We start from the raw sequence: 24,437 nt of genomic DNA, 5'->3' as shown, positions 1-24,437 counted from the left end.
GTTCCGGCCGCGGTCCCCGTCGTACTGTATTGAGTCACGTTGAAACGAACGCCGTTCTTTCGCAGGTGCCAGATCAATGCCGGCCAACTTGCTCGACGATCCCGAACTTGCCGCGGAATCCAAGCAATTCACTTGGACCCTCAACTTCGGGCCTCAGCACCCCGCGACGCACACGACCCTTCGGCTCATCCTCGAATTGGATGGTGAGCGGATCGTGAAGGCGACGCCCGACATCGGTTACCTGCATTCAGGGTTCGAGAAGCTCGGCGAACACCTGAACTTCAACCAGTATGTGACGATTGTCGACCGCAAGAATTACATCAGCCCGCCCATGAATGAAGTGGCGTGGCACCATGCTGTCGAGACCCTGCTCGATATCGAACTGACGAAGCGTTGCCAGTACATCCGGGTCATCATCAGCGAGCTTGCCCGGTTGAGCGATCACTTGCTCTGCACCGGAGCCGCCGCTCTCGACCTTGGGGCATTCACGGCCTTCCTCTTCGCGTTCAATCTCCGCGAGCAGATCTACGACGTCTATGAAGAGATGTCGGGCTATCGGTTCCACCCGGGCTACACCCGGGTTGGCGGGGTACTCCACGACTTCAATGATCGGGTGATTCGCAAGGTTCAAGCGGTCCTCCAGAGCTTTCCCAAAGTCTATGCGGACATGGAAAAGCTCCTCTTCAGGAACAAGATCTTCCTGGAACGAACGCGCGGCGTCGGCGTCCTGACCAAGGAAGACGCCATCAGCCTCTCGGTCGCCGGGCCACTCGCCCGCGCCAGTGGGGTGACGTTCGACCTCCGCAAGGATCAGCCGTACCTGGCCTATCGCGACTTCGATTTCGATGTCCCGTACATGACCGAGGGAGATTGTTACGCCCGGTTCTTCGTTCGCATGGAAGAAATGCGGCAGAGCCACCGGATCATCACCCAAGCCTTGGGAAGCCTGCCGACCGGGCCGGTCAACGTGCCGATCGCCGAGAAGTTCCCGCTCCCCGACAAGGGCTCGGTCTACAACAGCATGGAAGGCCTGATCCAGCACTTCGAGCTGATCATGCCCAATCGCGGCCTCGAGTCGCCCAAGAACGAAATCTACGCCGCGGTCGAAGCGCCTAACGGCGAACTCGGCTACTACCTGATCACCGACGGCAGCCAGACGGCCTGGCGGACAAGGACGCGCCCCCCCTCGTTCATCCATTTCCAGATCTTCCCCCACATCATCAAAGATCACTTGCTTGCGGATGTGGTGGCGATCTTGGGAAGTCTCAATATCATCGCTGCCGAGCTGGACCGCTGATCGTCAAATGGGTGCGGGTTTCACACTCGTCCGACTGACTCCCCGGGTTTGAGGAATGGGATCGATGGCCGCCGAGTCTATTGCCAAAATCACGATGCTCTCGGAGCCAATCCGCGAGAAGATCCGGGCGTTCATCCCGCGGTATCCGAGCAAGCGCGCGGTGACCTTGCCCGCGCTCCACATCGTTCATGAGCACTTTCGGTGTGTCCCGTTCCAGGCGATGGCCGAAATCGCCGAGATCCTCGAGATCACACCGGCCGAAGTCCATGACACGATGAGCTTTTATGGATTCTTTCCCCAGGCGCCGATCGGCGACGTGCGGGTCTGGGTCTGCCGCTCGATCTCGTGCATGCTGACCGGCGGCGAGGAGATGCTCGAGCACGCCTGCCATAAGTTGGGCATTGAGCCGGGACAGACCACGCCCGACGGCAAGCTCACGGTGGAATTCGCCGAATGTCTGGGAATTTGCGACTTCGCACCCGCCGCGTTGGCCGATGACGGGCGAATCTTCGGCCCGTTGACGACCGAGAAAGTGGACACGATGCTCGACGATCTGAAGGCGGGTCCGAAACCCGTCGCTTGAATCCCATCGGAGTGCGGCACGCACGTTCTTCGTCTCGAATTGCTCGCAGGAGTTTAAGGCCGTGGCCGAGTTTGAACCCGTCCTGAGTCGCAACTGGAACGTGCCCGATAGTCGCACGCTGAAAGTTTACGAGTCGCGCGGGGGGTACCAGGCGGCGCGGAAGGCCCTGACGACGATGGACCCTGACCAGGTCGTCTCGCTCGTCAAGGATTCGGAGCTGCGAGGCCGAGGAGGCGCCGGTTTCCCCTGCGGCCTGAAGTGGAGTTTCCTTCCGAAAGATCGGAAAGAAACTCTGATGTGCATCAATGGCGATGAGAGCGAGCCCTCGACATTCAACAACCGGCTCCTCATCGAGCACGACCCGCACCAGTTCATCGAAGGGATCTCGATCGCCTGCTTCGCCACCAAGGCGACGACCGCTTACCTCTACCTCCGGTTCGAATACATCAACGGTTACCGGATCATGGAGCAGGCGATCGCCGAAGCACGAGCGGCGGGTCACCTCGGCAAGAACATTTACGGCTCGGGTTTCGACCTGGATATCTGGGTCCATCGGGGCGCAGGTGCTTATATCTGCGGCGAAGAGACCGGTCTGATCGAAAGTCTCGAAGGCAAGCGGGGCTGGCCGCGAATCAAGCCGCCGTTCCCGGCGATCGAAGGGGCCTTCCGCAAGCCGACGGTCGTGAACAACATCGAGACTCTCTGCTGCGTCCCGCACATCATTGAGCGGGGGGCCGACTGGTTCAAGTCGATCGGCACGCCCAAGAGCTACGGCCCGAAACTGTATTGCGTCTCGGGCCATGTGAACAAGCAGGTCTGCGTTGAACTTCCTCTCGGCGTCACCTGCCGCGAGCTGATCGACAAGCACGCGGGAGGCGTCTGGAAGGGCCGGAAAGCCAAGGCCGCCGTTCCGGGTGGGATCAGCATGGGTCTGCTCTCGGCGGAAGAGCTCGACACGCCGCTCGACTTCGAGGGGCTCCGCAAGCCGGGCTGCCTCGGGCTTGGAACGGCCGCGGTGACGGTGATGGACGACCATACGAGCATGGTCGACTATCTCTACAACTGTGCCCGGTTCTTCGCTCATGAGAGCTGCGGTCAGTGCACGCCGTGCCGCGAGGGCACCGCCTGGATGTACAAGACGTTGAAGCGGATCAAGGCGGGCGGAGGACGCTCCGAAGACCTCGACATCTTGGTCAATATGGCCAATAACCTGGGGATTATCCCAGGCACCACGATCTGCGGCCTGGCCGATGGCGCGGCCTGGCCGGTCAAGAACGTGCTGGCGAAGTTCCGAGGTGAGTTCGAGGATTACATCAAGACCCATCAAAATCCGAAATACGCGGCCACACCGCTTCAAGAGCGGATCGCTCACGGATTGTCGGTCGAACCCCTACTGCCGATTTTGAACGGATCGACGAACGGTTCGATGCGGTCGCTCCCCTCGGTCTAACTCAGATCGCAGTGGGACGGAGAACGTCACTGTTGGGCGTGGTTCACACGCCGAAAGTCTTCGCCGATTGGCGTGTTCATCACGCCCTCAACTAGACTCAAGGATCCCGATGGCGACGATCTTCATCAACGGCCAAGAGCACGAAATCCCCGAAGGGGAGAAGCTCAACGCGATTCAGATGGCTTCCCGCGTCGGAGTCGACATCCCCTATTACTGTTGGCACCCCGCGCTCTCCGTCGTGGCCAACTGTCGGATGTGCGAAATCGAAGTTGGGAACAAGGATCCGAAGACGGGCGAGATCAAGATGATCCCGAAGCTCGTCCCGGCCTGCCAGACCCCGGCCAAAGACACGACCGTGCTCGTGACCGATAGCCCCAAGGTCAAAGAGCATCAGCGGATGATCATGGAATACCTCCTGATCAACCACCCGCTCGACTGCCCGGTCTGCGACCAGGCGGGAGAGTGCGGGCTCCAAGACTATAGCTATGAGTATGGTCAGTCCAACCATCGCTTCGTCGAAGAGCGCACGGTCAACCCGCGCAAGGAAGTCTCCGACCTGATTCAACTGAATCAGGACCGGTGCATCATGTGCACGCGGTGCGTCCGGTTCACTCGGGAGATCACCCAGACCGGCGAACTGCAGGTGATGAGGCGGGGGAACCATGCCGAGATCGGCGTCTTCCCCGAATATCCGCTCGACAATCCGTTGGCGGGAAATGTTGTCGATATCTGCCCGGTCGGCGCGTTGCTCGACAAGGATTTCCTCCACAAACAACGCGTCTGGTTCCTCGCGAAGCATGACTCGATCTGCACGCGTTGCTCCACCGGCTGCAACGTCAGTGCCGAGGAGAATCGCGGGCAACTCTGGCGATACAAACCCCGATTCAATCCCGACGTCAACGACTACTGGATCTGCGACGAAGGTCGGTATAGCTACAAAGAAGCAAACGATCCCGCGCTGCTGAGTGCGATGTACGTCCGCCAGCAAGGGGATCTTAAACCGGCCACGATCGATCAAGCGCTCAAGAACGCTGGCCAGGGCCTGGTGCGGATCACCGAATCGGGCGGCTTGGTGGCGGGGATCCTCTCGCCGTTCCTGACGGTGGAAGAAGCCTACTTGCTGGCCACGTACCTCAAGGGCCTGAACTCCGCCAACGTTCTGGCACTGGGACCGGTGCCCCGCTCCGGCGTGGATCGCACGTTTGAGCCTGACCAGCAAAAGGGTCGAACGGGCGACACCAGTTTCGTGATCCCCCGACCGTTTACGATCCACTCGGAAAAGTGCCCGAACCGTCGTGGCGTGGAAGCGATCCTCGAGCACTTCCAGGGTGAGGTCATCGACTTCGCCTCGATTTCGGGACGTGCGGCCAATGGAGAATTCCGCGGCCTCTTCGTCGTCTCCGACGCGATCGACCCGGCGTTCACCGAGGACGACGTCAGGAAGCTGAGGCCGAAGGTTGAGTTCCTGGTCGTGCAGGACACGCACGTGACGGAGCTGGCGCAAGCGGCCGACGTTGTGCTGGCGGGTGCCACCTTTGCCGAGAAGGCAGGGAGCTACGTCAACGCCGACGGCCGGCTGCAATATGCGGAAGCCTCTCTGCCGCCCCGTGATGGGTCGTTGCCCGACCTTGACGTCCTGGCGATTTTGATTGGCCGCTCCACGGGGCCGGTCGACTCCCGAGGAATCCTTGCCGAGCTGGCCGGAATTGTGCCGGCCTTTGCGGTCGCCGAGGGAGGGCGAGTCGCTCCCTTTGGGGTGGTTCTCGAGTCAACCGCCCCGGTTGGCGCTGGCGTCCCGTTTCGTGATCCCTGGATGCAGCGACGGGGTCTCAATGGGGACCGCCCGAACGAGCCGAGCCTCAACGGGGGGAAGGACGCCTAAAACTTCGGCGTCGAGGACCTCGAGGCCGCTTGGTCTCGAGGATTCTCCTCACGTCGGGCGTCGAGCGGAAGTGCACGGTTCACGAAGGCGGAGACACTGAGAGACCTCCGCGACCTGTTAAGCCGTTAAGATACTGGTGGTCGATGATTCCGGCATGCTCCTGATCGAGGAAATGGATCAATGACGTTTTGGCTGGTCGTGGGGACGTTGATCAAGATCGGCATGGTGGTGGGGATCTCCCAAGGGGCGGTCGCTTACCTCATCCTCGCCGAGCGGAAGATCGCGGCCTATGCGCAGGACCGGATCGGCCCGAATCGCGCGGGCCGTGAATTCGGGATCCCGTTTGCGCTGCTGCAGCCCTTGGTCGACGGTGCCAAGATGCTTCTCAAAGAGGACATGGTCCCCTCTTACGTCAACAAACCGGTCTTCATCCTCGCGCCGATGATCGCGATCTTCGCGGCGACCATCTCGTTCGCGGTCGTTCCGTTCGGCGGAGTCGGACCGGGAAATCCGATCCAGTTCCAACTTGCGCCTGGCATCGACATCGGCATCCTCTACATCTTCGCTGTCGGCAGTCTTGGCGTGTACGGGGTGATCTTGGCGGGCTGGTCATCGAACAACAAGTACTCGTTCCTCGGTGGCCTGCGATCGAGTGCTCAGTTGATCAGTTATGAGATTCCGCTCGGGTTGTCGATCCTTGGAATCGTCCTGATCGCCGGCTCGCTCGACCTCAACACGATCATCAACTGGCAGGACAAGCATGTTTGGGGCGTGGTGGTTCAGCCGCTCGGCTGCCTCCTCTTCCTGATCAGTGCCTTCGCCGAAACGAACCGATTGCCGTTTGACTTGCCCGAGAGCGAACAGGAGTTGGTCGGCGGGTTCCACACTGAGTATTCCGCAATGAAGTTCGGGATGTTCTTCCTCGGTGAATACCTCAACGTGATCACCGTGAGCTACCTGACGATCATCCTCTTCTTCGGCGGCTGGGACTTGCCCTTCGTGACGAGTCAGGAACAGGTCGGCTTCTTCTGGTCCTTGGTGAAGTGCTTCATCATGATCGGCAAGGTCGGCTTGATGATCTTCTTCATGATGTGGGTGCGTTGGACCCTGCCCCGGTTTCGCTACGACACGCTGATGGATCTGGCCTGGAAGTCGTTGATCCCCCTGTCCCTGATTAACCTCGTGGCCACGGCTGCCATCGTTCAGCTTGTGATGTCACGCTATTGATCGGAGCCGTTGGGGTCGGGCTCGTCCGACGACTTGTGGGCCGTTTTATTTTTCGATCGACTTGTTTCGTTGAGGAGTGTTACGCGTGCGTGCCGATGACCCGAGTTTGAAGCGACTGACGCCTCCGAAGCTGAACCTGATGGAGAGGACTTACCTCCCCCAGATCGTCGCCGGATTGGCCGTCACCGCTCGGCACATGGCGGGCGTTGCCTTCTTCAACAAGGCGATCACGGTTCAGTATCCGGAAGAGCAGCACGTCCCGAGCCCGAACTATCGAGGCGTCCACCGTCTCAACAAGGACGAGCAGGGGCGAGTCAAGTGCGTGGCCTGTATGCTCTGTGCGACGGCCTGCCCCGCACATTGCATCGACATCATCGGCGCCACGGCTCCCGAAACCTGGCCTGACCGTGAGAAGTACTGCGAAAGCTTCGTGATCGACGAGCTCCGCTGTATCTACTGCGGCATGTGCGAAGAGGCGTGCCCGGTCGAGGCGATCGAATTGACCGGCCTCTATGACCTGACCGGCCTTTCGCGTGAACAAATGATTTTCGACAAGGCCAAACTCCTCTCGGTCTTCGACATGACCAAGGATGCCGAACCGATGCGGTTCGGCAAGGGGCCAACTTCCGTGCCGCCGGGGGCACCCGCGCAGCCGACCCAGCCTCTTTCCTAAGCCTGTACCGTACCGACAAGGGAACTTGCTGCTGTGAACACACAGGCAAACGATCTGACGCTGGCGGCCGTGGTGGTGGTTCTCGGGGCCGTCGGCACTTACTTGTTGCTACCCCACAAGTTCGGGACGACGAAGCCCAGACGGATGCAAGCGGTGGGAGGAGGGCTGACCGCGTTGGCCCTCCTCCTGTTCGCCCTCTTCTGGACGCCGCCAGGGCCGTTCCTGTCCGGGGTCTTCTTCTACCTGTTCAGCTTCACCGCGCTGGCGGGAGCCCTGTTGACGATCACATCGCGAAATCCGATCTACAGCGCCCTCTGGTTTGCGGCTGTCGTGCTCTCGACCTCGGGGCTCTTTTTGCTCGAGGGGGCGCAGTTCCTCGCCGCCGGAACCGTGATCGTGTATGCCGGGGCGATCATCGTCACCTTCCTCTTTGTCATCATGTTGGCGCAGATGGAAGGGCGGGCGCTGTACGACCGGTCCGCTCGATCGCCGTTCCGCGCCACGCTGACCTGCTTCTTGCTCTTCTGGGCGTTGCTCTACTCGCTGTTCACCGTTCGACCTCCCTCGGTCTCCCCGGAGGGGATCAAGAACGGCGCAGAGCCTCGACTCGTTCGCACCGGCGACCTCGCGCTCGCGAATCCGAAGGTCGGGGCGGTCCTCGATCGGGCGTCGCGAAGCACCTCGCAACTGCGCGATAAGGACGGGCTGGTCAAGCCGCACGTGGCCGGGCTGGGAGAAACGCTCTACACCGACAATCTGGTCACCGTCGAATTGGCCGGTGCCCTCTTATTTGTCGCCCTGATCGCCGCCTTGTCGATCGCGCCGCCGAAGCCGCCGATCCGCCCCGGAGACCGTCAGGTCGCCACCACGGCAAACCTCTAAGCGGACCTCTGGGATCGCTTCGGTTCAACTTGGTCAGACACGAGAGGAAGTGAGCTTCGACATGCCGCCTCCCGATGATTTCAGTTATGAGATCTTGCGGAATTTTCTGCTGGTTGGGTCCGCGCTGATGGCTTTGGGGATGCTCGGCTTCCTCTCCCGGCGCAACCTGATCCTGATGTTTCTCTCGGCTGAGATGATGCTCCAAGGTACGGCGCTGACTTTGGTCGGCTTCGGTCGCTATCACGGCAACTGGACAGGGCAGGTCTTCACGATCGTGATCCTGACGGTCGCTGCCTGCGAAGCGTCGATCGCGTTGGCCTTGATCCTGGTCTTGTACAACCGCCGATCTTCGCTCGACGTGACCCTCTGGCAAGACATTCGCGAACCGGGTCAGCCACTTGCCTTGGTCTCGTCCGAAGAATTGACCGCGGAGCCGGCGGAGGCGATCCCTGGTCCTGAATCGTATCCGCACCTGATCCCGTCCGGAGTCGAGCCGGCGCACCCGCGCTCGCCCTGGATGGAACGACGAAACTGAGAAGCACAGAGCCGTTCGATCGACGTGATTGCCACGCCCGACGAGTGAGACTGATGATGGGAGCGCCGCTGTGAATCTGCTGGTGAACAACGCCTGGCTTGTGCCGTTCTTCCCCCTTCTCGGGGCGTTGATCGCGGCTGCCTTTGGGCGAGAACTGCGAGAGAAGGCGCATTTGCCGGTGGTTGCCGGCATTTTTCTCGCCTTCTTCGTTTCGCTCGGCCTCTTGTTTTCCGCCGGGCCCGATAAAGTCATTACCGTCTACCGGTGGCTCGAGTTCAGCAACCTGAACGTGCCGATCGAGTTCCGGGTCGACGGCCTGACGACGATGATGCTCTCCATGGTCACCTTCGTGTCGACCTTGGTGGCCGTCTATGCGTCGGGCTACATGGCCGGAGATCCGGGGTACCCTCGGTTCTTCGCCTGTGTGGGACTGTTCGTCTTCTCGATGACCGGCCTCGTGCTCTCGAATAACTACGTCTTGACTTATGTCTTCTGGGAAGGCGTGGGAACTTGTAGTTATCTGTTGGTTGGATTCTGGTACGCCAAGCCGGAGGCGGCCGCGGCGGCGAAGAAGGCGTTCCTCGTCAATCGGGTCGGTGACTTTGGGTTCGCCATCGCCTTGTTCTGGCTCTGGACCGTGGTTCCCAACCATGACCTGAGCTACGGCAATGTCTTGAGTGCGTCCACTCTGGCCGGACTGCCGCAAGGAACGATCGAAGGGATCGCTTTGTTGCTCTTCTGGGCAGCGACCGCCAAGAGTGCCCAGGTGCCGCTCTACGTCTGGCTTCCCGACGCGATGGAAGGCCCGACCCCGGTCTCGGCCCTCATCCATGCCGCGACAATGGTGACGGCGGGCGTCTACTTGATCGCACGTTCAACCCCTTTGATCGCCCTGGCACCCAACGTTCAGTTGTTGATCTGCTCGATCGGCTGTCTCACCGCGCTCCTGTCGGCCTCGATCGCGGTGACTCAGACCGATCTCAAACGCGTGATGGCCTACTCGACCGTGAGCCAGCTCGGCTACATGTTCATGGGCTTGGGAGCAGGCGTTGGCACGGTCGCGGAGCTCGCCGTCTTCGCCGCGATGTTCCACCTGTTCACTCACGCCTTCTTCAAGGCCCTTTTGTTCCTCGCCTCGGGTAGCGTCATGCACTCGATGGGCGGGGTCATCGACATGAGACGATTCCGCGGCCTTCGTCACCGGATGCCGATCACCTGCTGGACGTTCGCGATCGGCGGCCTGGCCCTGTCCGGGATTCCTCCGTTCGCCGGCTTCTTCAGCAAGGATGAAATCCTTGCCGCCTTGAAAGAGGCGTCGCACGTTGGGCATGGCGGATCGGCAAATATCTACGGGTTGATTTACTGGATGGCCGTTTTCACGGCCATGATGACCGCGTTTTACACAGGTCGGGCCTTCTTCATGACCTTCTTTGGTCCGGAGAAGCTTCCCAGCCCCGATGATCCTGAAGCCGAAGTCGCTGATGCCGCTCATGGCTCGGGCCTTGACGCTCACGGCCACGACGCGGGGCATGGACACGGCCACGGTGACGGGCACGACTCGCATTTCGGACATGAGTCGCCTCCGGTCATGACCTATCCCTTGATCGGCCTCGCCGGGTGCGCCTTGGTGGTCGGCCTGCTGTTCGGTCCGACGGGATTGTTTGAACATCATATTATGCGAACCTTCGCATTCGAGAGCCTCGGGCATCCCGAGCATCCTCACAAATTTGATGTCTCAACTCCGCTCGTGGGAACCCTGGTCGGGATTATCGGCTTGGTTGTGAGCTACTTGCTCTATGCGAAGCCGAGTCCGTATCCGGCTCGGATCGCTCAGAGCCTGAAGCCGCTCTACAAGGCGTCTTGCAACAAATTCTATGTTGATGAACTCTATGACATGCTGTTCATTCGTCCGTTGCGGATGATCGCGTCGATCAGTGCGTTCCTCGACGAATGGTTCCTTCACGGAGCGCTGGTTCGTGGCACCGCCTGGATGCCTCGGCTGCTCGGCCGAGAGGTGCTGGCTCCCTTGCAGAACGGCTTGATCCAGTACTATGCAGCGGTGACCGCGCTGGGTGTTGCGGGCCTGCTCTGGGTCTTGTTGTTGCTCAAGTAAAGATTTTTGCTCAATTTTGATGGGCGACGAGGACTGATGTGATGGCGACCCTGCTGGTGATCACGGCCTTCCTCCCCTTACTGGGGAGTGCGGTCCTCTTTCTGTCGCCGCGAATGGACGTCAAGACCGCGAGATTGGTCGCGCTGGCGACCGTGGTGTTGACGATCCTGCCGGCCCTGATCTTGCTCTTCGCCTTCAAGCCGGGAGTGATCGAGCCGCAATTCGCGTACGGCGCTCCCGGAGGTCCTTACGGACTGAGCTGGTTGGGGTCGCCGGACATCCGGTTCTCCTTCGGCCTCGACGGCCTGAGCCTGCTCCTGTTCGTCTTGACGACGGTGCTGATGCTGCCCGCCGTCTTCGCCTCCTGGGAGTCGGTGACGGATCGGGCACCGACCCACTACGCGTTTCTACTCGCGCTTGAGGCGGGGCTGCTCGGCCTGTTCGCCAGTCTCGACGTGATCTTGTTCTACATCTTCTTCGAGTTCTCCCTGATCCCGCTCTTCTTTCTGATCGGGATCTGGGGTGGCTCGGAGCGGCGGCAAGCTGCGGTCACGTTCTTTCTCTACACGCTCGCGGGAAGCTTGCTGACGCTGCTGGGCGTGATCGCCCTGGTGGTGATCCACTACCAGCATTCGCCCTCGCACACCTTGACCTTCTCGATCCCCGAGTTGACCCGAGGCCTGGCGGCGTTGGACTGGGCCGGTTGGCAAGTCACCGCACCCTGGTCGGCCAGCCCGCAGGTCTTGATCTTCCTGCTCTTGTTCGCCGGATTCGCGATCAAGGTTCCGCTGTTCCCGTTCCACACCTGGCTCCCCTTGGCCCACGTCGAGGCTCCGGCGGCAGGTTCGATCTTGCTGGCAGGTGTGTTGCTCAAGGTCGGTACCTACGGCTTGCTCCGGTTCAACCTGAGCATGACGCCGATTGGCGCCCAGGTTCTCTTTCCTCTGCTCGCCTTTTTGGCGGTGGTCGGCATCATCTACGGAGCCCTGGTTGCCCTGGCACAAACCGACATCAAACGACTGGTGGCGTATAGCTCAGTGAGCCACATGGGATTCATCGCCCTCGGCCTGTTCTCGCTCAATGCGACCGGGATCGAAGGGGCGGTGATCCAGATGGTCAATCACGGGATCACGACGGGGGCCTTGTTTGCATGCGTCGGCATGATCTATGAGCGCTATCACACGCGTGAGATGTCGGAGCTTGGTGGCCTCTGGGAGCGGTTGCCGCTGCTCGCCTTCTTCTTGATCCTTTCCTCGCTCGGCTCGGCCGCGGTCCCCGGTTTGAACGGATTCGTCGGCGAGTTTCCGATCTTGGTGGGCATGTTCGCCAAGAGTCCTCGAACGACGGTATTCGCGGCGACCGGGATGATCCTCGGGGCCTACTACCTGCTCCTGATGCTTCAGCGGGTCATCTTCGGGCCGCTCCATGAGCCGCACGGTGATGATGCGCATCAACCGCACGTGATTCGGCCTGTCGCCTGGCATGAGATCGCCGGACTGACCCCCCTGATGGTCCTGGTCGTCTGGATCGGCCTTTACCCTCGTCCGTTCCTGGAACGAATCAATCCCGCGGTTGCGCCGATCGCCGCTCGGTTCCCGAGCTTGAGCGAGGGGGCGGCGAAGCCCGCACTCGCCACCAAGTCCGAACCGAGTCGCCTTGTGACGAAGCCGGTTCCTCACTCGATTTCCTACACTCCCACCAGGGGCAGCCGTTGATGCTTCCTCCCAGCTCCTTAGAGATCGCCCGGCAGACGCTGTTGATCCTCGTGCCGGAACTCCTCATCCTGCTCGTGGCGACGGTGATGATGACGGCCGGGGCGTTTGTTCGCTTTCCCAGACGCCTCTGGTGTGGGATCGCCACCGGAACCATGCTGGCCGCCCTGCTGATCTTGTTTGGGCTTCGGCACCAGACGATCGACGTTTACTCGGCGATCGCGCTGAACGATGCGTTCTCGTACAACGCACGGCTCGTGTTGATCCTCGCCGGTTTCATCGTGTTGGCCCTGGCTCATGACCAGGTCGATGATGCCCGAGCTCCCGAGTTCTTCGGCGCCTTCTTGATGATTAACGCCGGCTCAATGCTCGTCGCCGCGTCCAACGAGCTGATCTTCCTGTTCGTTGGACTCGAACTGGTGAGCATGCCGACGTATCTGCTCCTCTATCTCTCCCGACGCAACGCGGGTACCCAGGAAGCGGCCACCAAGTACTTCTTCCTGAGCCTCTTCTCGTCGGCCCTGCTGCTCTACGGCCTTGCCTTCCTCTACGGCCTGACCGGTGTGAGCAACCTCAAGGCCCTGGCTTACATCACGCAGCACATGAGTGCGGTGGTGAACCCGAACCTGATGCTGATCGCCCTGGTGTTCATCATGGCCGGTCTCGGCTTCCGGGTGGCCGCCGTGCCGTTCCACTTCTATGCTCCCGACGTCTATCAGGGCTCACCGACGGTGATCACGGCGCTGCTCGCCTGGGTTCCCAAAGCGATCGGGTTCCTGGCGATGGCGCGGGTGCTCACCTCGGTTGTCTCGGCGGGCGGCCCCGGTTTCATTACGATCGACCGAGCCGTCGCCCTGGGCTGGATCATGGCGGTCGCGACGATGACGCTGGGGAACACGGTCGCCCTCTTGCAGGACAACCTGAAACGACTGCTCGCGTATTCCTCGATCGCTCACGCCGGCTACTTGCTCGTGGGAACGACCGTTGCCTTCACATATACCGCGGGGTCGACCCCGGCCTTTTTCGGTCTCCAGGGCGTGCTTATCTACCTGGTTGCCTACGCCTTGATGACGCTGGGGGCATTCGGCGTGATCATTGCGCTCAGCACGCCCGAACGGCCGATTGAAAATGTGAACGACCTGTCGGGACTCGCACAAACCCATCCGGTGATCGCGCTTGCGATGGCCGTCTGTCTGTTCAGCCTCGCCGGCATTCCGCCTCTGGCGGGTTTCTACGGCAAGTTCGCCATCTTCATGTCGGTGCTCGATGCCGCGTCCGGCTCGACTTCCTCCATGCTCTGGTGGCTTGCCGTCATCGGGATGTTGAACGCCGCCGTGGGTGCTTACTACTACCTGCGAATCGTCGTCTTGATGTACCTTCGGCCGGCACCCTCCACACCGATCAACCATCGGATCGCATGGCCGACTCTGGTGGCGGTAGGAGCCTGTGCGGTTCTCTCGCTGCTCCTCGGCTTGCTGCCGGCTCCGCTCGTCCGAGCCACTCGCGAGGCAACCGTCGCCGCGGGGGAACTCCCTGAGCCGGGCACGGCACCGATCGCTTTGGTGAAGTGACGGATTCGGAGTGTGAGTGGCCAGCCATCCGTCCCCGATGGTAACCGGTTGACTGGACACACAGAGAATCACGAGACCTGGGATTTACAGGTTCCAATTCGGAACTTGTCATTCCCAGGTCTCTTGCTTTTTACGGGAGCCGGCGGATCATCCGGGGGAATAGCGGTTGTGGGGCCCATGGCATCGTCATGCCGGACGGCTACGGGATTCGACGGTTGCCGGCTGCCGAATCGCGAACCTAAGTCGCACAGACTTCCCTCGTTGCCCCGTGAAGTGAGCTGGAGGCTCCAAGGGTTCTGTCAACTTGAGTGCGCTGGATCACCGTTGGGAAGGATGAGCGTGAACCACAAGCCCGATGATACCTGGACTTCTGATGCCTTACGCCGCGAGGACGTCGCGGTCGTCATGCAACGCGTCATGACGGATCCCGGCTACCTCAAATCACGCGACCACTTTCGAAACACCCCACTTCAAACCGCGATCGAGTTTCTTCAAGTCGGTCTCGTGGAATGGATGCTCCAGCAAGGAGCGGATCCGAATGTGGAAGTCGATGATGGTTACACCTGTCTCCTGACGGCTATCGAGTCCAACGCCGACACCTCGTTACAGATGGTCAAGACGCTCGTTGACGGCGGCGCCGACATCCACCGCACGGGGACCAATGGATGGACTCCCTTGCATCTGGCGGCCGTGCGAGGACACGTCGATAAAGCACGCTTGCTCCTCGAGGCGGGAGCGCGAGTCAACCAGCGGATCGAAATCGATGGGTGTGAAACCCCACTGATGGAGGCCGCCGCCATGGGTCATCCCGCAGTCGTGGGACTCCTTCTTGAATACGGAGCCGATCCCAGGTTGCGGGACTCCGTGCATAATTACACCCCGCTCGAGAAGGCCCAGGACGCCGCGCGAGGTGCAAATCCTCAAGTCCTTGAATACTTAAAGTCAGAAGACTTCCGCATCGATCCCAACGAACTGTTCGCGGATCTCGATCTACCGGCCGATCAAATTGAGATGCTGAAATCCGAGTCCGTGAAGCTCGACATCGCCGAGCAGTATCGCGCGAGTGCCGATCGAGTCGCACTTGAGGGCGACCATCAGGAAGTGATTCGGATTCTTTCGCAACTCGAAGACCCGTAAGTTCGGTGTACGTCCGGTGAACCCCTTCTTGCGGCTCATGCTACGATCGGTGCATGGCCGACAGGGGGAGGACTCTGGACCGAATGGTAGGATTGGGCAAGAGCCGGGAGCCGTACTGGCGGCAGGTTCTGGCCCGGTGGACTCAGAGTGGACTGTCGGGACATGGCCGATCTTGGCTTGTCTAAGGAACAGGACGTAAATATCTTCCTGATTTCAGAACGATTCGCGGACGTGCCTCGCCACGTCGTTAATACCGGGCGCCGCCTAACCGATCTGGTTTCGCTTGGGGTCTCGAAACGTCAATCGGGAACTGCTTACTCCGCTGCGCTACGTGCGCGGCTCGGTTCAAACGCGGCGCATCGCCGAAGTCAACCGCCACTTGTTAATCCGAGCCGCGCACGTAGCGAAGCGGAGTAAGCGATCTGGGTGCACTCGGCGTCTCGAAACGTCAATCGGGAAGTTGTTTGCGTCTCGTTCCTTAGTCCTGAACTCATCGGGTGGACATCAACGTAAGTCTTGAGGATGGATTGGAGGCGAGTGCCGAATGTCGTCTTCTCTCACCCGACTTGTGCCTTCGACTGAATATTCTGCCGCAGTGCGTTGTTAAAAGATGCCGAATCGGCGTTATAGTAGCAGCGGGCATGGCAATTGGGACAGATCGCCGCGACGCGGTCGATTCGATCCGGCCCGCCGTCGGCCAGGCGGTCGATGTGGTGCACTTCGAGATAAGGCTCTCCCGATGGTCTCGTAAAAGGGGCGGAGTTGCCGCACGATTCGCATGTACCGTGCGAGTGGCGTAGAGCCTGATCCCGGACGATCATCTCACGCACGAAGACTCTCCTAGTCGCCTGTACAGAAGAAGCCTCCGGGCCATCGAGCGGTGCGTCCGTTCGCGGTTCCGACGTGGGTCCGTAAGCTGTGGGGTCCACCGCAGATGCGACGCACCTCGGAAATGTTTCGAGCGGCAACAAGCCAAAGACGATGGCGTCCCGCAATTTGCCCGCGATGTCGGGACGGCGCTCGGACTTAAAGCCGATGCAGACCATCGCCCCGGAAAATCGCCACAATCTGCCTTCCTGCCGTGTACGGACGAAGAGGAGGAGATCCGTACCTCGTGGAAGATGATCGCGGATCGCCCGATTCGTCGAGTTCCACCTCATAACCCCGGCAGTTCCCTCACCGCTGTATCAGTAGACGCCTTGCTCGTCGAGCTCGTCCCTATAATATTAACGTCTCGGCTCTTTCGTGTGGAAAAGCAAGACGACCGGCTCGCGGACGCTGGCGCGATCCCCGTGTAACGATTGCCTCCGAAGCGTTTGTACAGGTCCGCCTTTCGATAGACGGCGCCGACGGCGAGCGGGCCGACCCGCAGGAGGTCTTGGACCGTGGCGATTTTGGCCAATTGAGTTCGATCCTGCATCAAAAACCTCATAGCTGAGGGATGCGTTGAAAGTGACGAAATCGAGCATTCACAGGACGGGAACGATCTGGACGTTGCCGACCATCGAACGCGAGGCTACGGTCGAAGCAGTTTGCGATGCATTAGAGATCGCTTATGGGCGGCCGCGGTTGGGTAACCCCGAGGATCCCCTCGACGACCTGATTTACATTATTCTCTCGAACAAGACCTCCTCGATCGTATCGAAGCGATTGTACGTGCAATTGAAGCAGGGGTTCGAGAGTTGGGACGAGCTACTCCGCTCGAGCGTCGGTCAGTTGCGAGAAATCTTGAGACCTGGAGGGCTGAGCGAGATCAAGTCCCTTCAAATCCGCGCGTTGCTTGCGGCGATATCCCGAGATTTTGGTGCGTGCGATTTGGCGGCTTTGAAGGTCAGAATGCCTTCGGAGATCGAGGCGTATCTGAAGTCTCTACCGGGAGTTTCGACTAAAGTGGCGAAGTGTGCTATGTTATTTACGATGGACGCGGCCGTGCTTCCTGTGGATGCCCACGTCCACAGGGTCTCAAAACGAATCGGCTGGACGTCGAGGAAGCGAGCGGACCAGTGCCACGAAGAGCTGGAGGCGTTGGTCCCTCCGGAAAGGCGATTCGCCTTCCATGTTGACTGCATCGAGCACGGACGGTCGCTCTGCCGCCCCTTGAATCCTGCGTGCGATCTGTGCCCCGTGAATAGACATTGTGCTTTCCGTAAGACCACGAAATGAAGAAAAAACAGCGTCCCATCGCAGTCGACTTGTTCTGTGGTGCAGGTGGAATGTCGGTAGGATTCGAGCAGGCGGGATTCGACGTCGTTGCCTCGTTCGATAACGATCCTATCAATGTAGAGACTTATAAAATCAATCATCCTTCAAGTAGCGTTCATAGAGCAGACCTAGGTACGGCGACTGGCAAGGGACTTAGATTGCTCGCAGGGCTGGAGGGCGTAAAAATCGATGTGCTGTTCGGAGGCCCCCCTTGCCAGGGATTCTCGGAGATCGGCAGGAGCCGCGCTGAGGATCCGAGGAACCTTCTCCTCGTTCACTTCGCTAGGCTCGTCGACGAGTTGCGACCGGACTATTTCGTCCTGGAAAACGTTAGGGGCTTACTTTTCGGCAGGACGAGCCATATTCTGAACGATTGCCTGAAGAGCTTAGAGGGGGCAGGATACTCGATCGTAACGCCGATTAGGGTAATCGATGCGAGCGACTACGGCGTACCACAACAGCGAAGGCGAGTATTCATAATGGGTGGCCTCAAGGGCTTGCCGTTGCCCGACTATCCCGATCCCAGGCATGGGAACTCTTCTGTGGGGAAAGTCCCAAAAACGACGGTCTGGGAAGCGATTGGTGACCTTCCGCACGTCGAGCGCTCCGAGGAACCAATAAACACGGATACCTTTCATGGAAAGCTTAAAACGCCTAGTAACTATGCGCGGATACTTAGGTCCGAGGAACGGGATCACGAGGACAAATCTCTAACGGACAGGTATCCCTTAGGGTTCTTAACCGGATGCTCAAGAGTGTTGCACGGTCCAGAGATTGTTAAGCGGTTCTCGGCGACCGAACCAGGAACATGCGAGAGTGTTAGCCGACTCTATCGTTTGAAAAAAGATGGGGTATCCCGAGCTCTCCGCGCAGGGACGCTCAGGCCGCAAGGCGCATTTACTGCTGCAAGACCAATCCATCCGACATCCCCTCGTTGCATCACCGTGCGGGAAGGAGCCAGGCTCCATTCTTTCCCAGATTGGTATCAATTCCACGTCACGAAATGGCACGGCTTCAGACAGATCGGTAATGCTGTGCCTCCGCTTCTTGCGAGAAGCGTCGCCAAAGAGATTGCAAAGCTGCTTTGACCTGAACTTCTCGGTTTTCTAGGTGGTGAGGATCAATGATGGCGAAAGACAAACAGGCCGTAGCCAAATCAATCAAAGGGGTTGGTGAAATTCAAGCTGGGCCGACCAAGCAGTTTTTCGTTAGAATGCTCACACGAGACATAGAGCTTGAAGATGCGATCCTCGATCTATTGGACAATTGTATTGACGGCATACTTCGTTCCCAAAAAGAAAGCTCTAAAAAGGAAGAACGGCCGAAAGATCGACCCTACAAAGGATTCAAGGCGACTATCACAGCGAGACCCGACCGGTTCGAGATCAAGGACAATTGTGGAGGGATCGATCGTGATATCGCCAAAAAAAGCGCGTTCATGCTGGGTCGTCGAGACGAGAGAGACAACGACATCGAAAGCATTGGCATGTATGGAATTGGCATGAAAAGGGCCATTTTCAAGATGGGGCAATCTTCAACTGTGCTCTCTCACACAAAAAATGAAGGCTCCTTCAAGGTAGAAATAACTTCTGATTGGATGAAAGATGATAACTCGTGGGCTCTCGATCTTGTTGATGTGAAAGACGGCCTGAATGACGGCCCAGGGACACTGATCCGTGTGCAAGACTTGTACGAGTCCATCAGTCAGAAGTTCGACGAGAAACGAGATCCGTTTCTCGAAAGACTCACCGGGAGAATCGCTTATTTCTTTGCTCTCATTATCGAAAAGGGTTTCGAAGTCGAGCTCAATGGAAAAATTATCAAGCCAGTGGATCTAAGGCTCTTGGCTACGAATCTGGGAATAAATGAAGACCCAAAAGTGAAATCGCCCAAAGTCGAAGGAATCCATCCGTACGTTTTCAAGGGAGTTATTGATGGTGTGGTTGTTCATTTGAGCGTTGGGTTCTATCGCCAATTAAAATCCGAAAAAGAACTAGACGAGGAACTAAACGAGGGGGGAGGACGCCAGAGGTCTAAGGACCATGCAGGATGGACGATAATCTGCAATGATAGGATCGTTCTGCATGCAGATAAGTCGTCCGTTACAGGATGGGGACTCAACGGGTTGCCCCAATACCACGGACAGTTTATCGCGATCGCTGGCGTAGTATCGTTTCGCAGCAAGAATTCAGAGAAACTACCTCTAACAACAACCAAACGTGGAATCGATGCTTCCTCGAACGTGTACCTACAGGTGCGCGAGCGAATGATGGATGGATTGAAGTTCTTCACTCAATTCACGAACAAATGGAAAGGCCGGGAAAGGGAGAGCAATGAATTCTTCAGCCAAACCGCGCCATCAAAGGCCCTAGATATCGCATTGGGGTTGCCTGAGTCTAAAATGACGACCGTACGCAAACCCCATGAAGGCAAAGTCTTCACCCCTTCTCTGCCACTTCCTAAGCAAGATAGAGTCGACGTTCGCATTAGCTTCGTAAAACCCAGAGCAGAAGTCAGAAAGATCGCCACGGCGATTTTCGATAATGTCGAAGTCGATCCTGCCGACATCGGAAGCCACTGCTTCGATCACGTTCTGAAAGGACTTAAGCGATGAGCGGAGCGAAAGTACCATATCAGGTCAGACCCAATAAATATGTCGAAAGACAATTATTCATAGAATTGCTCACCCATACTGGAAAAATCACTGATCTCCAAAATTCTGTTTATATTTCAATGGGCGGACGTCTACTTGAAGACTTCAAACTTGTTCACAGCAGACTAAATCTTCACAAAATGATGTCCATTGAGATCGATGCAGTCACTCTCGGGCGTCAAGATTTCAATTGCCCCTTGGATCTGATCGATTGCAGATTGATGACGAGCGGTGATCTAGTTGAAACCTTCGACGATTACATTGAGGAGTACAAAGACGCAAGCGTCATCGTGTGGTTGGACTATGCTAAAGCCAGCGAACGTGGACGGCAACTATCGGAATTCTCTACCTTGATTTCGAAGTTAAGGGCATACGATATTGCCAAGATTACATTAAACGCAAGCCTTAGGACTTTAGGCCAGGAAAACACCACAGACAGATTGAACCAGCAAACAAAAAATATGTCTTTTATGGAAAAACAGTTTTCCAAACTGAAAGGGCAAATTGGGGATTTTTTGGACGAAAAACTGACCCCAGATGACCTCAACTCCCTTGTCTTTCCAAACATCCTTTCAGACGCAGTAGGTAGAGCTGCCTTGAATGGCAATGAGAGTGATCGCTCGACCTTCATCGAGCCGCTTGCCGCTTTTGTTTATAACGATGGCTATCATGATATGCTGACAGTTTCCTGTATCGTTCTACCGTACGAATCCCTGGAGTCAACCTCACACGGTGCACAACAGGGTGAAGACCCTGCTCGAGCTGTCCTTGATGTGTTCAACAGGCAATCGGGCCTCAATCGGTGGGCGTTTCGAGCGAATGACTGGCAGGATGTGCGCCAAATATATATCCCCGATCTGTCGATTAAGGAACGGCATCAAATCCATGATGACCTGAAGCGATACAAGGGTGATTTTGCTAAAGTCCTGAAGTCGCTGCCATTTCGCGTTGGTGACGACGAGGAAGACCTGACAGAGGAGACCTTAAAAATGTACTGGAAGTTTTATAGATATTATCCAAACTTTTTCCACGTGGCCATTTAGTTCGGGTTTCGCAGATCTGGCATGCGGACGATGAACACGTCGCCCGCATTCGATGGGACGATTTCGAGGCACATCGACGCTTCCGTAGGCGGCGATCGCCGCCCCAGGACGTGGATCAGGCCGCGCGGCTGACGAACTCGATAAGCTGCGCAAGCGGGGTTTCCTCACCCTCCCCCTCCCAATCCACACCCGCGAATTGAGCGCGCCAGCTCTCCCGCCGCAACGCCCCCAAGATGTCCGCGTACGACGGCTCCTCCTTCCCCGGATACCACGGACGATCCGGATACGACAGCGACCGATGCGTGTGCGTCCGGCGGACCACGTCCCCCTTGGCAACTGGCCGAGGGGCCTCGGCCAGTTTGGTGACCGTCGGTCGGAACCCTGCGCGGTGTCATGATCCGGCGTCAGCAGACGCGACGCGCTCTCGAACCCGTGTCGAGCCTGGCCCGAACACCACGGTGGGAGCGCGCCGCGTTTGTGTGAGTCCGGTGAACCCCTTCTTGCGGCCCATGCTACGATCGGTGCATGGCCGAAAGGGGGTGAACTATGGGCCGAGTGGCAGGATCGGGCAAGGGCCGCGGGTGCCGTACTGGCGACTGGTACTGGCCCGGTGGAAGCCGGGTGGACTGTCGGTCCGGGCGTTCTGTCTGGCTGAGGGCGTGAGCGTGCCGTCGTTTTATGTGTGCGTCCGGCGGACCACGTCCCCCTTGGCAATTGGCCGAGGGGCCTTGGCCAATTTGGTGACCGTCGGTTGGAACCCCACGCGGTGTCATGATCCGGCGTCAGCAGACGCGACGCGCTCTTCAACCCGTGTCGAGCCTGGCCCGAACTCCGCGGTGGGAGCGTGCCGCGTTTCGAGTGCCGGCGGGAGCCGTTGTCAGCTCGGGGAACCGTCGGCGATGGGACCCTCTGGGGTCGCCGGAGGATCGGCGACTTGGGGAGGCGACCAACGATCGGGGAGAAGGTCGGCCAGATTCTCTTTGGGAAGGGTCGGCAACCGGGACAGCACGTCACGCAAGTAGACGAACGGGTCATGACCGTGACGCTGGCAACTCGACACCACGCTGAATAACACAGCCATCGTCTTCCCGCCGGTCTCACTGCCGGTGAAAAGCCAATTCTTTCGTCCAGTCGCAATCGTTTTCATGTGTTGCTCGGCTACGTTGTTGTCGATCGAAAGGTAGCCCGAGCTGGTGTACCGTTTCAACGCCTCCCAGTGGTTCTCCATGTAACCGATTGCGCCTCCCATCGGACTCTTGGGGAGCACCTGCGGTCGCTCCTCCTTCAGCCACTTCTCGAGGCGCTCCCAAACTGACACCGCCCGCTCCTGGCGGACCCGCAGCCGAATCGCGGCCCGCGTCGGCTCGTCGGCGTCCTCGGGCAGCTTGGCGAGCTCCGCTTTGATCTCCTTCTCGATCGCGTAGAGCTGGCGGTAGTAGGCCAGGGCCGTACTCGCTCGCGCCAGGTCCGTCTTCTGCGCCTCGACGAACTTGCGGCGGGCGTGGGCGTTGCAACCCACCTCCACGACGTTGCCGCCCGCGTAGATGCCGTCGTAGCCGCTGAAGGCATCAGCCTGCAAATAACCGCGAAAACCCTTGAGAAACAGACTCGGACCGTCTCGCTTGCGGCTCCTCGTGAAATCAAAAACATTGTAAGGATAAAGATAATCGCCGAAGTAGATCCAGAGCCGGGCCAAGGCCTTAATCTTTCGCTCCGAGTCCCGCAGCTTCACCGAGGTGTCGTCGGTGTGAATCGTGCCGCACAACAGGATCAATGTCTTCATCAGGTCGTAGAGCGGCTTGAGAGTTTGGGCGGCGCCGGCCATCCAGTCGCAGAGGGTTGAGCGTGACAGCTCCACCCCTTGCCGGGCCAGGCGGCGTTCCTGGCGATGGAGCGGAATATGATCGGCATACTTTTCCGTGATCACATGAGCGAGCAATCCCGGTCCAGGCAAGCCCTTGGAGATCGGCTGGGCTGGCTTGCCGGCGGTGACGACTTGACCTTCGCAGTGCGGGCAGGCGTAAATGCAGCGCACGTGCTCGACCACGAACAGGGTCGCCGGCACGTAGTCGAGCTGCTCGCTGCGTTCGGCGCTGATCTGGGCCCGGGTCTCGCCGCATTGCGGACAGCGGCGTTCGGCTTCGGTCAACTCATAGACCCGAGGCTCGCGGCGGAGGTCCTTGGGCAAGGGCCTGCGGCCGTGGGGGCGTGCCTTCTTCGCGGGGGTCGCTCCCGGTTCGGACTCGGGTGGGACCGCGTCGCCGGTGGCCGCGGGTTCCGGTTCCGGGGCGAGCGGCTCGAAGGCGTCGGGGATGAGCAGCGGCTGATTGGGGTCGAAGCGTTCGGTGCGTGGGCCGTAGATCCGCCGCAAGAGGAGGTCAAGGCGATGCTGCAATTCCTCGTTCTGACGCCGTGTGTCGCGGAGGGCGGCGAGCAGTTCGATGATCATCTGCTGGAGGAAGGCGGGGTCACTGGGCAACGTCGCCGTGGGATCGGCAGGGGTCTCAGGGGTGATGGGGCGGGCGTCTGCGCTCATGCCCTCTTAGACGTATGAGGTCCTTATATTATTCGATGATTCTTCGGAAAAACACCGCGGCCGGCCGGGGACTCACACCGTGGCTCTGGGGACGGGTCGGTGATAGCGTTTGCCGCGTTTCACGCTCGAGAGGTCGATCCCTTCGAGGAGCATGACGAGGTCCGCGGCGCGGACCTCGAGGCGTGGCTGAGCCTCCAGAGTCGGCGGAAAGCGGAAGGTGCCGGCTTCCAATCGCTTGTACCAGATCGCGTATCCGTCCTCTTCCCAGATCAAGAGCTTGATGCGATCGGCGGCCTTGTTGCGGAAGACGAAGACGTCTCCCGAGAGCGGATCGCCCTGGAGCCCTTCGCGGACCAGGGCCGCCAAACTGTCGAACGATTTTCGCAGATCGACCGGCTGCGCCGCGAGCCAGATCCGGACGGTCGGAGCCAAGCTCACCATGACCGTCCTCCGGCTTCGAGCAGTTCAACGACTTGCACGAGGGTCTGGGGGTCGAACCCGGCCCCGACCCGCAAGCAGCGTCCGTTGGCCAGTACGACCTCGATGCTCCCGGCGGGCGACTCAGCCTTGTCGGCGAGCACATGCACAGGAAGAAACGCGGGCTTGGGCTGGTCGCGCCGCTGAAGTTCCCTCCGCCACCAATAAAACGACGGCGCACTCACGCCCTCGGCCAGGCAGAACGCCCGGACCGACAGTCCACTCCGCTTCCACCGGGCCAGAACCAGCCGCCAGTACGGCTCCCGCCCGTTTCTCGATCCTGCCACTCGGCCCATCGTTCACCCCCTTTCGGCCATGCTCCGATCGTAGCATGGGCCACAAGAAGGGGTTCACCGGACGCACACCGTTTTGTTGGTGGCGGCTGAACTTCGTGTGCGTCCATCGGACACCTACCGCCGGACCTACCCCATGGTCGAGCCCCCGCGATGGAAACAAGGGATCGT

General features: G+C 59.2%; 20 protein-coding genes and 1 pseudogene. 17 read left to right on the top strand and 4 right to left on the bottom strand.

The window, feature by feature from the left end:
• Nucleotides 1-76 precede the first annotated feature (76 nt).
• The 12 genes from nuoD to BUS42_RS33980 all read left to right on the top strand — a co-directional run bounded on the left by nuoD (nucleotide 77) and on the right by BUS42_RS33980 (nucleotide 15,062).
• Nucleotides 77-1,297, top strand: coding sequence for an NADH dehydrogenase (quinone) subunit D (gene nuoD, locus BUS42_RS34035; protein WP_074314560.1), 1,221 nt, complete (start codon nucleotides 77-79; stop codon nucleotides 1,295-1,297).
• Nucleotides 1,298-1,361: 64 nt separating this feature from the next.
• The gene (locus BUS42_RS34030; RefSeq protein ID WP_074314558.1) at nucleotides 1,362-1,880 is read left to right on the top strand and encodes an NADH-quinone oxidoreductase subunit NuoE family protein; all 519 of its coding nucleotides are present in this window, start codon (nucleotides 1,362-1,364) and stop codon (nucleotides 1,878-1,880) included.
• Nucleotides 1,881-1,941: 61 nt separating this feature from the next.
• Complete coding sequence (gene nuoF / locus BUS42_RS34025; protein ID WP_074314556.1) at nucleotides 1,942-3,330, top strand: NADH-quinone oxidoreductase subunit NuoF; 1,389 nt, start codon at nucleotides 1,942-1,944, stop codon at nucleotides 3,328-3,330.
• Between the two features lie 109 nt (nucleotides 3,331-3,439).
• Complete coding sequence (locus tag BUS42_RS34020) at nucleotides 3,440-5,212, top strand: NADH-quinone oxidoreductase subunit G (protein ID WP_074314554.1); 1,773 nt, start codon at nucleotides 3,440-3,442, stop codon at nucleotides 5,210-5,212.
• Between the two features lie 180 nt (nucleotides 5,213-5,392).
• On the top strand, nucleotides 5,393-6,439 hold the full coding sequence (nuoH, locus tag BUS42_RS34015; RefSeq protein WP_074314552.1) for an NADH-quinone oxidoreductase subunit NuoH: 1,047 nt from the start codon (nucleotides 5,393-5,395) through the stop codon (nucleotides 6,437-6,439).
• Nucleotides 6,440-6,524: 85 nt separating this feature from the next.
• Complete coding sequence (locus BUS42_RS34010) at nucleotides 6,525-7,112, top strand: NuoI/complex I 23 kDa subunit family protein (RefSeq protein WP_074314550.1); 588 nt, start codon at nucleotides 6,525-6,527, stop codon at nucleotides 7,110-7,112.
• A gap of 33 nt (nucleotides 7,113-7,145) precedes the next feature.
• Nucleotides 7,146-7,994, top strand: coding sequence for an NADH-quinone oxidoreductase subunit J family protein (locus BUS42_RS34005; RefSeq protein ID WP_074314548.1), 849 nt, complete (start codon nucleotides 7,146-7,148; stop codon nucleotides 7,992-7,994).
• A gap of 61 nt (nucleotides 7,995-8,055) precedes the next feature.
• Nucleotides 8,056-8,529 carry an NADH-quinone oxidoreductase subunit NuoK gene (gene nuoK, locus BUS42_RS34000; RefSeq protein WP_074314546.1) on the top strand — a complete coding sequence of 158 codons (474 nt, stop codon included), beginning with the start codon at nucleotides 8,056-8,058 and terminating at the stop codon, nucleotides 8,527-8,529.
• A 70-nt stretch (nucleotides 8,530-8,599) separates the two neighbouring features.
• Nucleotides 8,600-10,642: an NADH-quinone oxidoreductase subunit L gene (nuoL, locus tag BUS42_RS33995; RefSeq protein ID WP_074314544.1), complete on the top strand. Its 2,043-nt coding sequence runs from the start codon at nucleotides 8,600-8,602 to the stop codon at nucleotides 10,640-10,642.
• Between the two features lie 41 nt (nucleotides 10,643-10,683).
• Complete coding sequence (locus BUS42_RS33990; RefSeq protein ID WP_074314542.1) at nucleotides 10,684-12,357, top strand: complex I subunit 4 family protein; 1,674 nt, start codon at nucleotides 10,684-10,686, stop codon at nucleotides 12,355-12,357.
• Nucleotides 12,357-13,925, top strand: a complete 1,569-nt coding sequence (locus BUS42_RS33985; RefSeq protein WP_074314540.1) for an NADH-quinone oxidoreductase subunit N — start codon at nucleotides 12,357-12,359, stop codon at nucleotides 13,923-13,925. The genes BUS42_RS33990 and BUS42_RS33985 overlap by 1 nt, the downstream gene beginning before the upstream one ends.
• Before the next feature lie 339 nt (nucleotides 13,926-14,264).
• Entirely contained in the window at nucleotides 14,265-15,062 is a 798-nt protein-coding gene (locus tag BUS42_RS33980; RefSeq protein ID WP_074315679.1) for an ankyrin repeat domain-containing protein, read from the top strand.
• Between the two features lie 557 nt (nucleotides 15,063-15,619).
• Here the strand turns inward: BUS42_RS33980 and BUS42_RS43940 are convergent.
• Nucleotides 15,620-15,883, bottom strand: a complete 264-nt coding sequence (locus BUS42_RS43940) for an HNH endonuclease (protein ID WP_254054031.1) — start codon at nucleotides 15,881-15,883, stop codon at nucleotides 15,620-15,622.
• A gap of 631 nt (nucleotides 15,884-16,514) precedes the next feature.
• Here BUS42_RS43940 and nth point away from each other — a divergent pair.
• The 5 genes and pseudogenes from nth to BUS42_RS46770 form a co-directional block, all read left to right on the top strand.
• Entirely contained in the window at nucleotides 16,515-17,225 is a 711-nt protein-coding gene (nth, locus tag BUS42_RS46775) for an endonuclease III domain-containing protein (protein ID WP_074314534.1), read from the top strand.
• Complete coding sequence (locus BUS42_RS33960; RefSeq protein WP_074314522.1) at nucleotides 17,222-18,352, top strand: DNA cytosine methyltransferase; 1,131 nt, start codon at nucleotides 17,222-17,224, stop codon at nucleotides 18,350-18,352. Before nth ends, BUS42_RS33960 begins: the two co-directional genes overlap by 4 nt.
• Nucleotides 18,353-18,387: 35 nt before the next feature.
• Nucleotides 18,388-19,878 carry an ATP-binding protein gene (locus BUS42_RS33955; protein ID WP_083670960.1) on the top strand — a complete coding sequence of 497 codons (1,491 nt, stop codon included), beginning with the start codon at nucleotides 18,388-18,390 and terminating at the stop codon, nucleotides 19,876-19,878.
• Entirely contained in the window at nucleotides 19,875-20,960 is a 1,086-nt protein-coding gene (locus BUS42_RS33950) for an O-methyltransferase (protein ID WP_143206606.1), read from the top strand. The genes BUS42_RS33955 and BUS42_RS33950 overlap by 4 nt, the downstream gene beginning before the upstream one ends.
• 233 nt (nucleotides 20,961-21,193) lie before the next feature.
• Nucleotides 21,194-21,658, top strand: a pseudogene (locus BUS42_RS46770) (hypothetical protein); the annotation flags it as partial.
• Nucleotides 21,659-21,837: 179 nt separating this feature from the next.
• Here BUS42_RS46770 and tnpC read toward each other — a convergent pair.
• The 3 genes from tnpC to tnpA all read right to left on the bottom strand — a co-directional run bounded on the left by tnpC (nucleotide 21,838) and on the right by tnpA (nucleotide 24,269).
• Nucleotides 21,838-23,496: an IS66 family transposase gene (gene tnpC / locus BUS42_RS33940; protein ID WP_074306289.1), complete on the bottom strand. Its 1,659-nt coding sequence runs from the start codon at nucleotides 23,494-23,496 to the stop codon at nucleotides 21,838-21,840.
• A 72-nt stretch (nucleotides 23,497-23,568) separates the two neighbouring features.
• A complete protein-coding gene (gene tnpB, locus BUS42_RS33935) occupies nucleotides 23,569-23,937 on the bottom strand; it encodes an IS66 family insertion sequence element accessory protein TnpB (protein WP_074306290.1) in 369 nt (122 codons plus the stop codon).
• Nucleotides 23,931-24,269: an IS66 family insertion sequence element accessory protein TnpA gene (tnpA, locus tag BUS42_RS33930; protein WP_074306291.1), complete on the bottom strand. Its 339-nt coding sequence runs from the start codon at nucleotides 24,267-24,269 to the stop codon at nucleotides 23,931-23,933. Before tnpA ends, tnpB begins: the two co-directional genes overlap by 7 nt.
• Between the last annotated feature and the right edge of the window lie 168 nt (nucleotides 24,270-24,437).

Source organism: Singulisphaera sp. GP187, assembly GCF_900129635.1.
GTDB lineage: Bacteria > Planctomycetota > Planctomycetia > Isosphaerales > Isosphaeraceae > Singulisphaera.
Note: the sequence above shows the minus strand (reverse complement) of the source record. Positions and strands in the feature narration are given on the sequence as shown.

Coding starts and splice junctions, on each gene's coding strand:
- nuoH (WP_074314552.1), top strand. CDS start 5,393: ATGACGTTTTGGCTGGTCGTGGGGACGTTGATCAAGATCGGCATGGTG.
- tnpB (WP_074306290.1), bottom strand. CDS start 23,937: ATGGTGAGCTTGGCTCCGACCGTCCGGATCTGGCTCGCGGCGCAGCCG.
- BUS42_RS34020 (WP_074314554.1), top strand. CDS start 3,440: ATGGCGACGATCTTCATCAACGGCCAAGAGCACGAAATCCCCGAAGGG.
- BUS42_RS33985 (WP_074314540.1), top strand. CDS start 12,357: ATGCTTCCTCCCAGCTCCTTAGAGATCGCCCGGCAGACGCTGTTGATC.
- BUS42_RS33960 (WP_074314522.1), top strand. CDS start 17,222: ATGAAGAAAAAACAGCGTCCCATCGCAGTCGACTTGTTCTGTGGTGCA.
- BUS42_RS33955 (WP_083670960.1), top strand. CDS start 18,388: ATGATGGCGAAAGACAAACAGGCCGTAGCCAAATCAATCAAAGGGGTT.
- BUS42_RS33990 (WP_074314542.1), top strand. CDS start 10,684: ATGGCGACCCTGCTGGTGATCACGGCCTTCCTCCCCTTACTGGGGAGT.
- nuoK (WP_074314546.1), top strand. CDS start 8,056: ATGCCGCCTCCCGATGATTTCAGTTATGAGATCTTGCGGAATTTTCTG.
- BUS42_RS34030 (WP_074314558.1), top strand. CDS start 1,362: ATGGCCGCCGAGTCTATTGCCAAAATCACGATGCTCTCGGAGCCAATC.
- BUS42_RS33950 (WP_143206606.1), top strand. CDS start 19,875: ATGAGCGGAGCGAAAGTACCATATCAGGTCAGACCCAATAAATATGTC.
- tnpA (WP_074306291.1), bottom strand. CDS start 24,269: ATGGGCCGAGTGGCAGGATCGAGAAACGGGCGGGAGCCGTACTGGCGG.
- tnpC (WP_074306289.1), bottom strand. CDS start 23,496: ATGAGCGCAGACGCCCGCCCCATCACCCCTGAGACCCCTGCCGATCCC.
- BUS42_RS43940 (WP_254054031.1), bottom strand. CDS start 15,883: ATGATCGTCCGGGATCAGGCTCTACGCCACTCGCACGGTACATGCGAA.
- nuoD (WP_074314560.1), top strand. CDS start 77: ATGCCGGCCAACTTGCTCGACGATCCCGAACTTGCCGCGGAATCCAAG.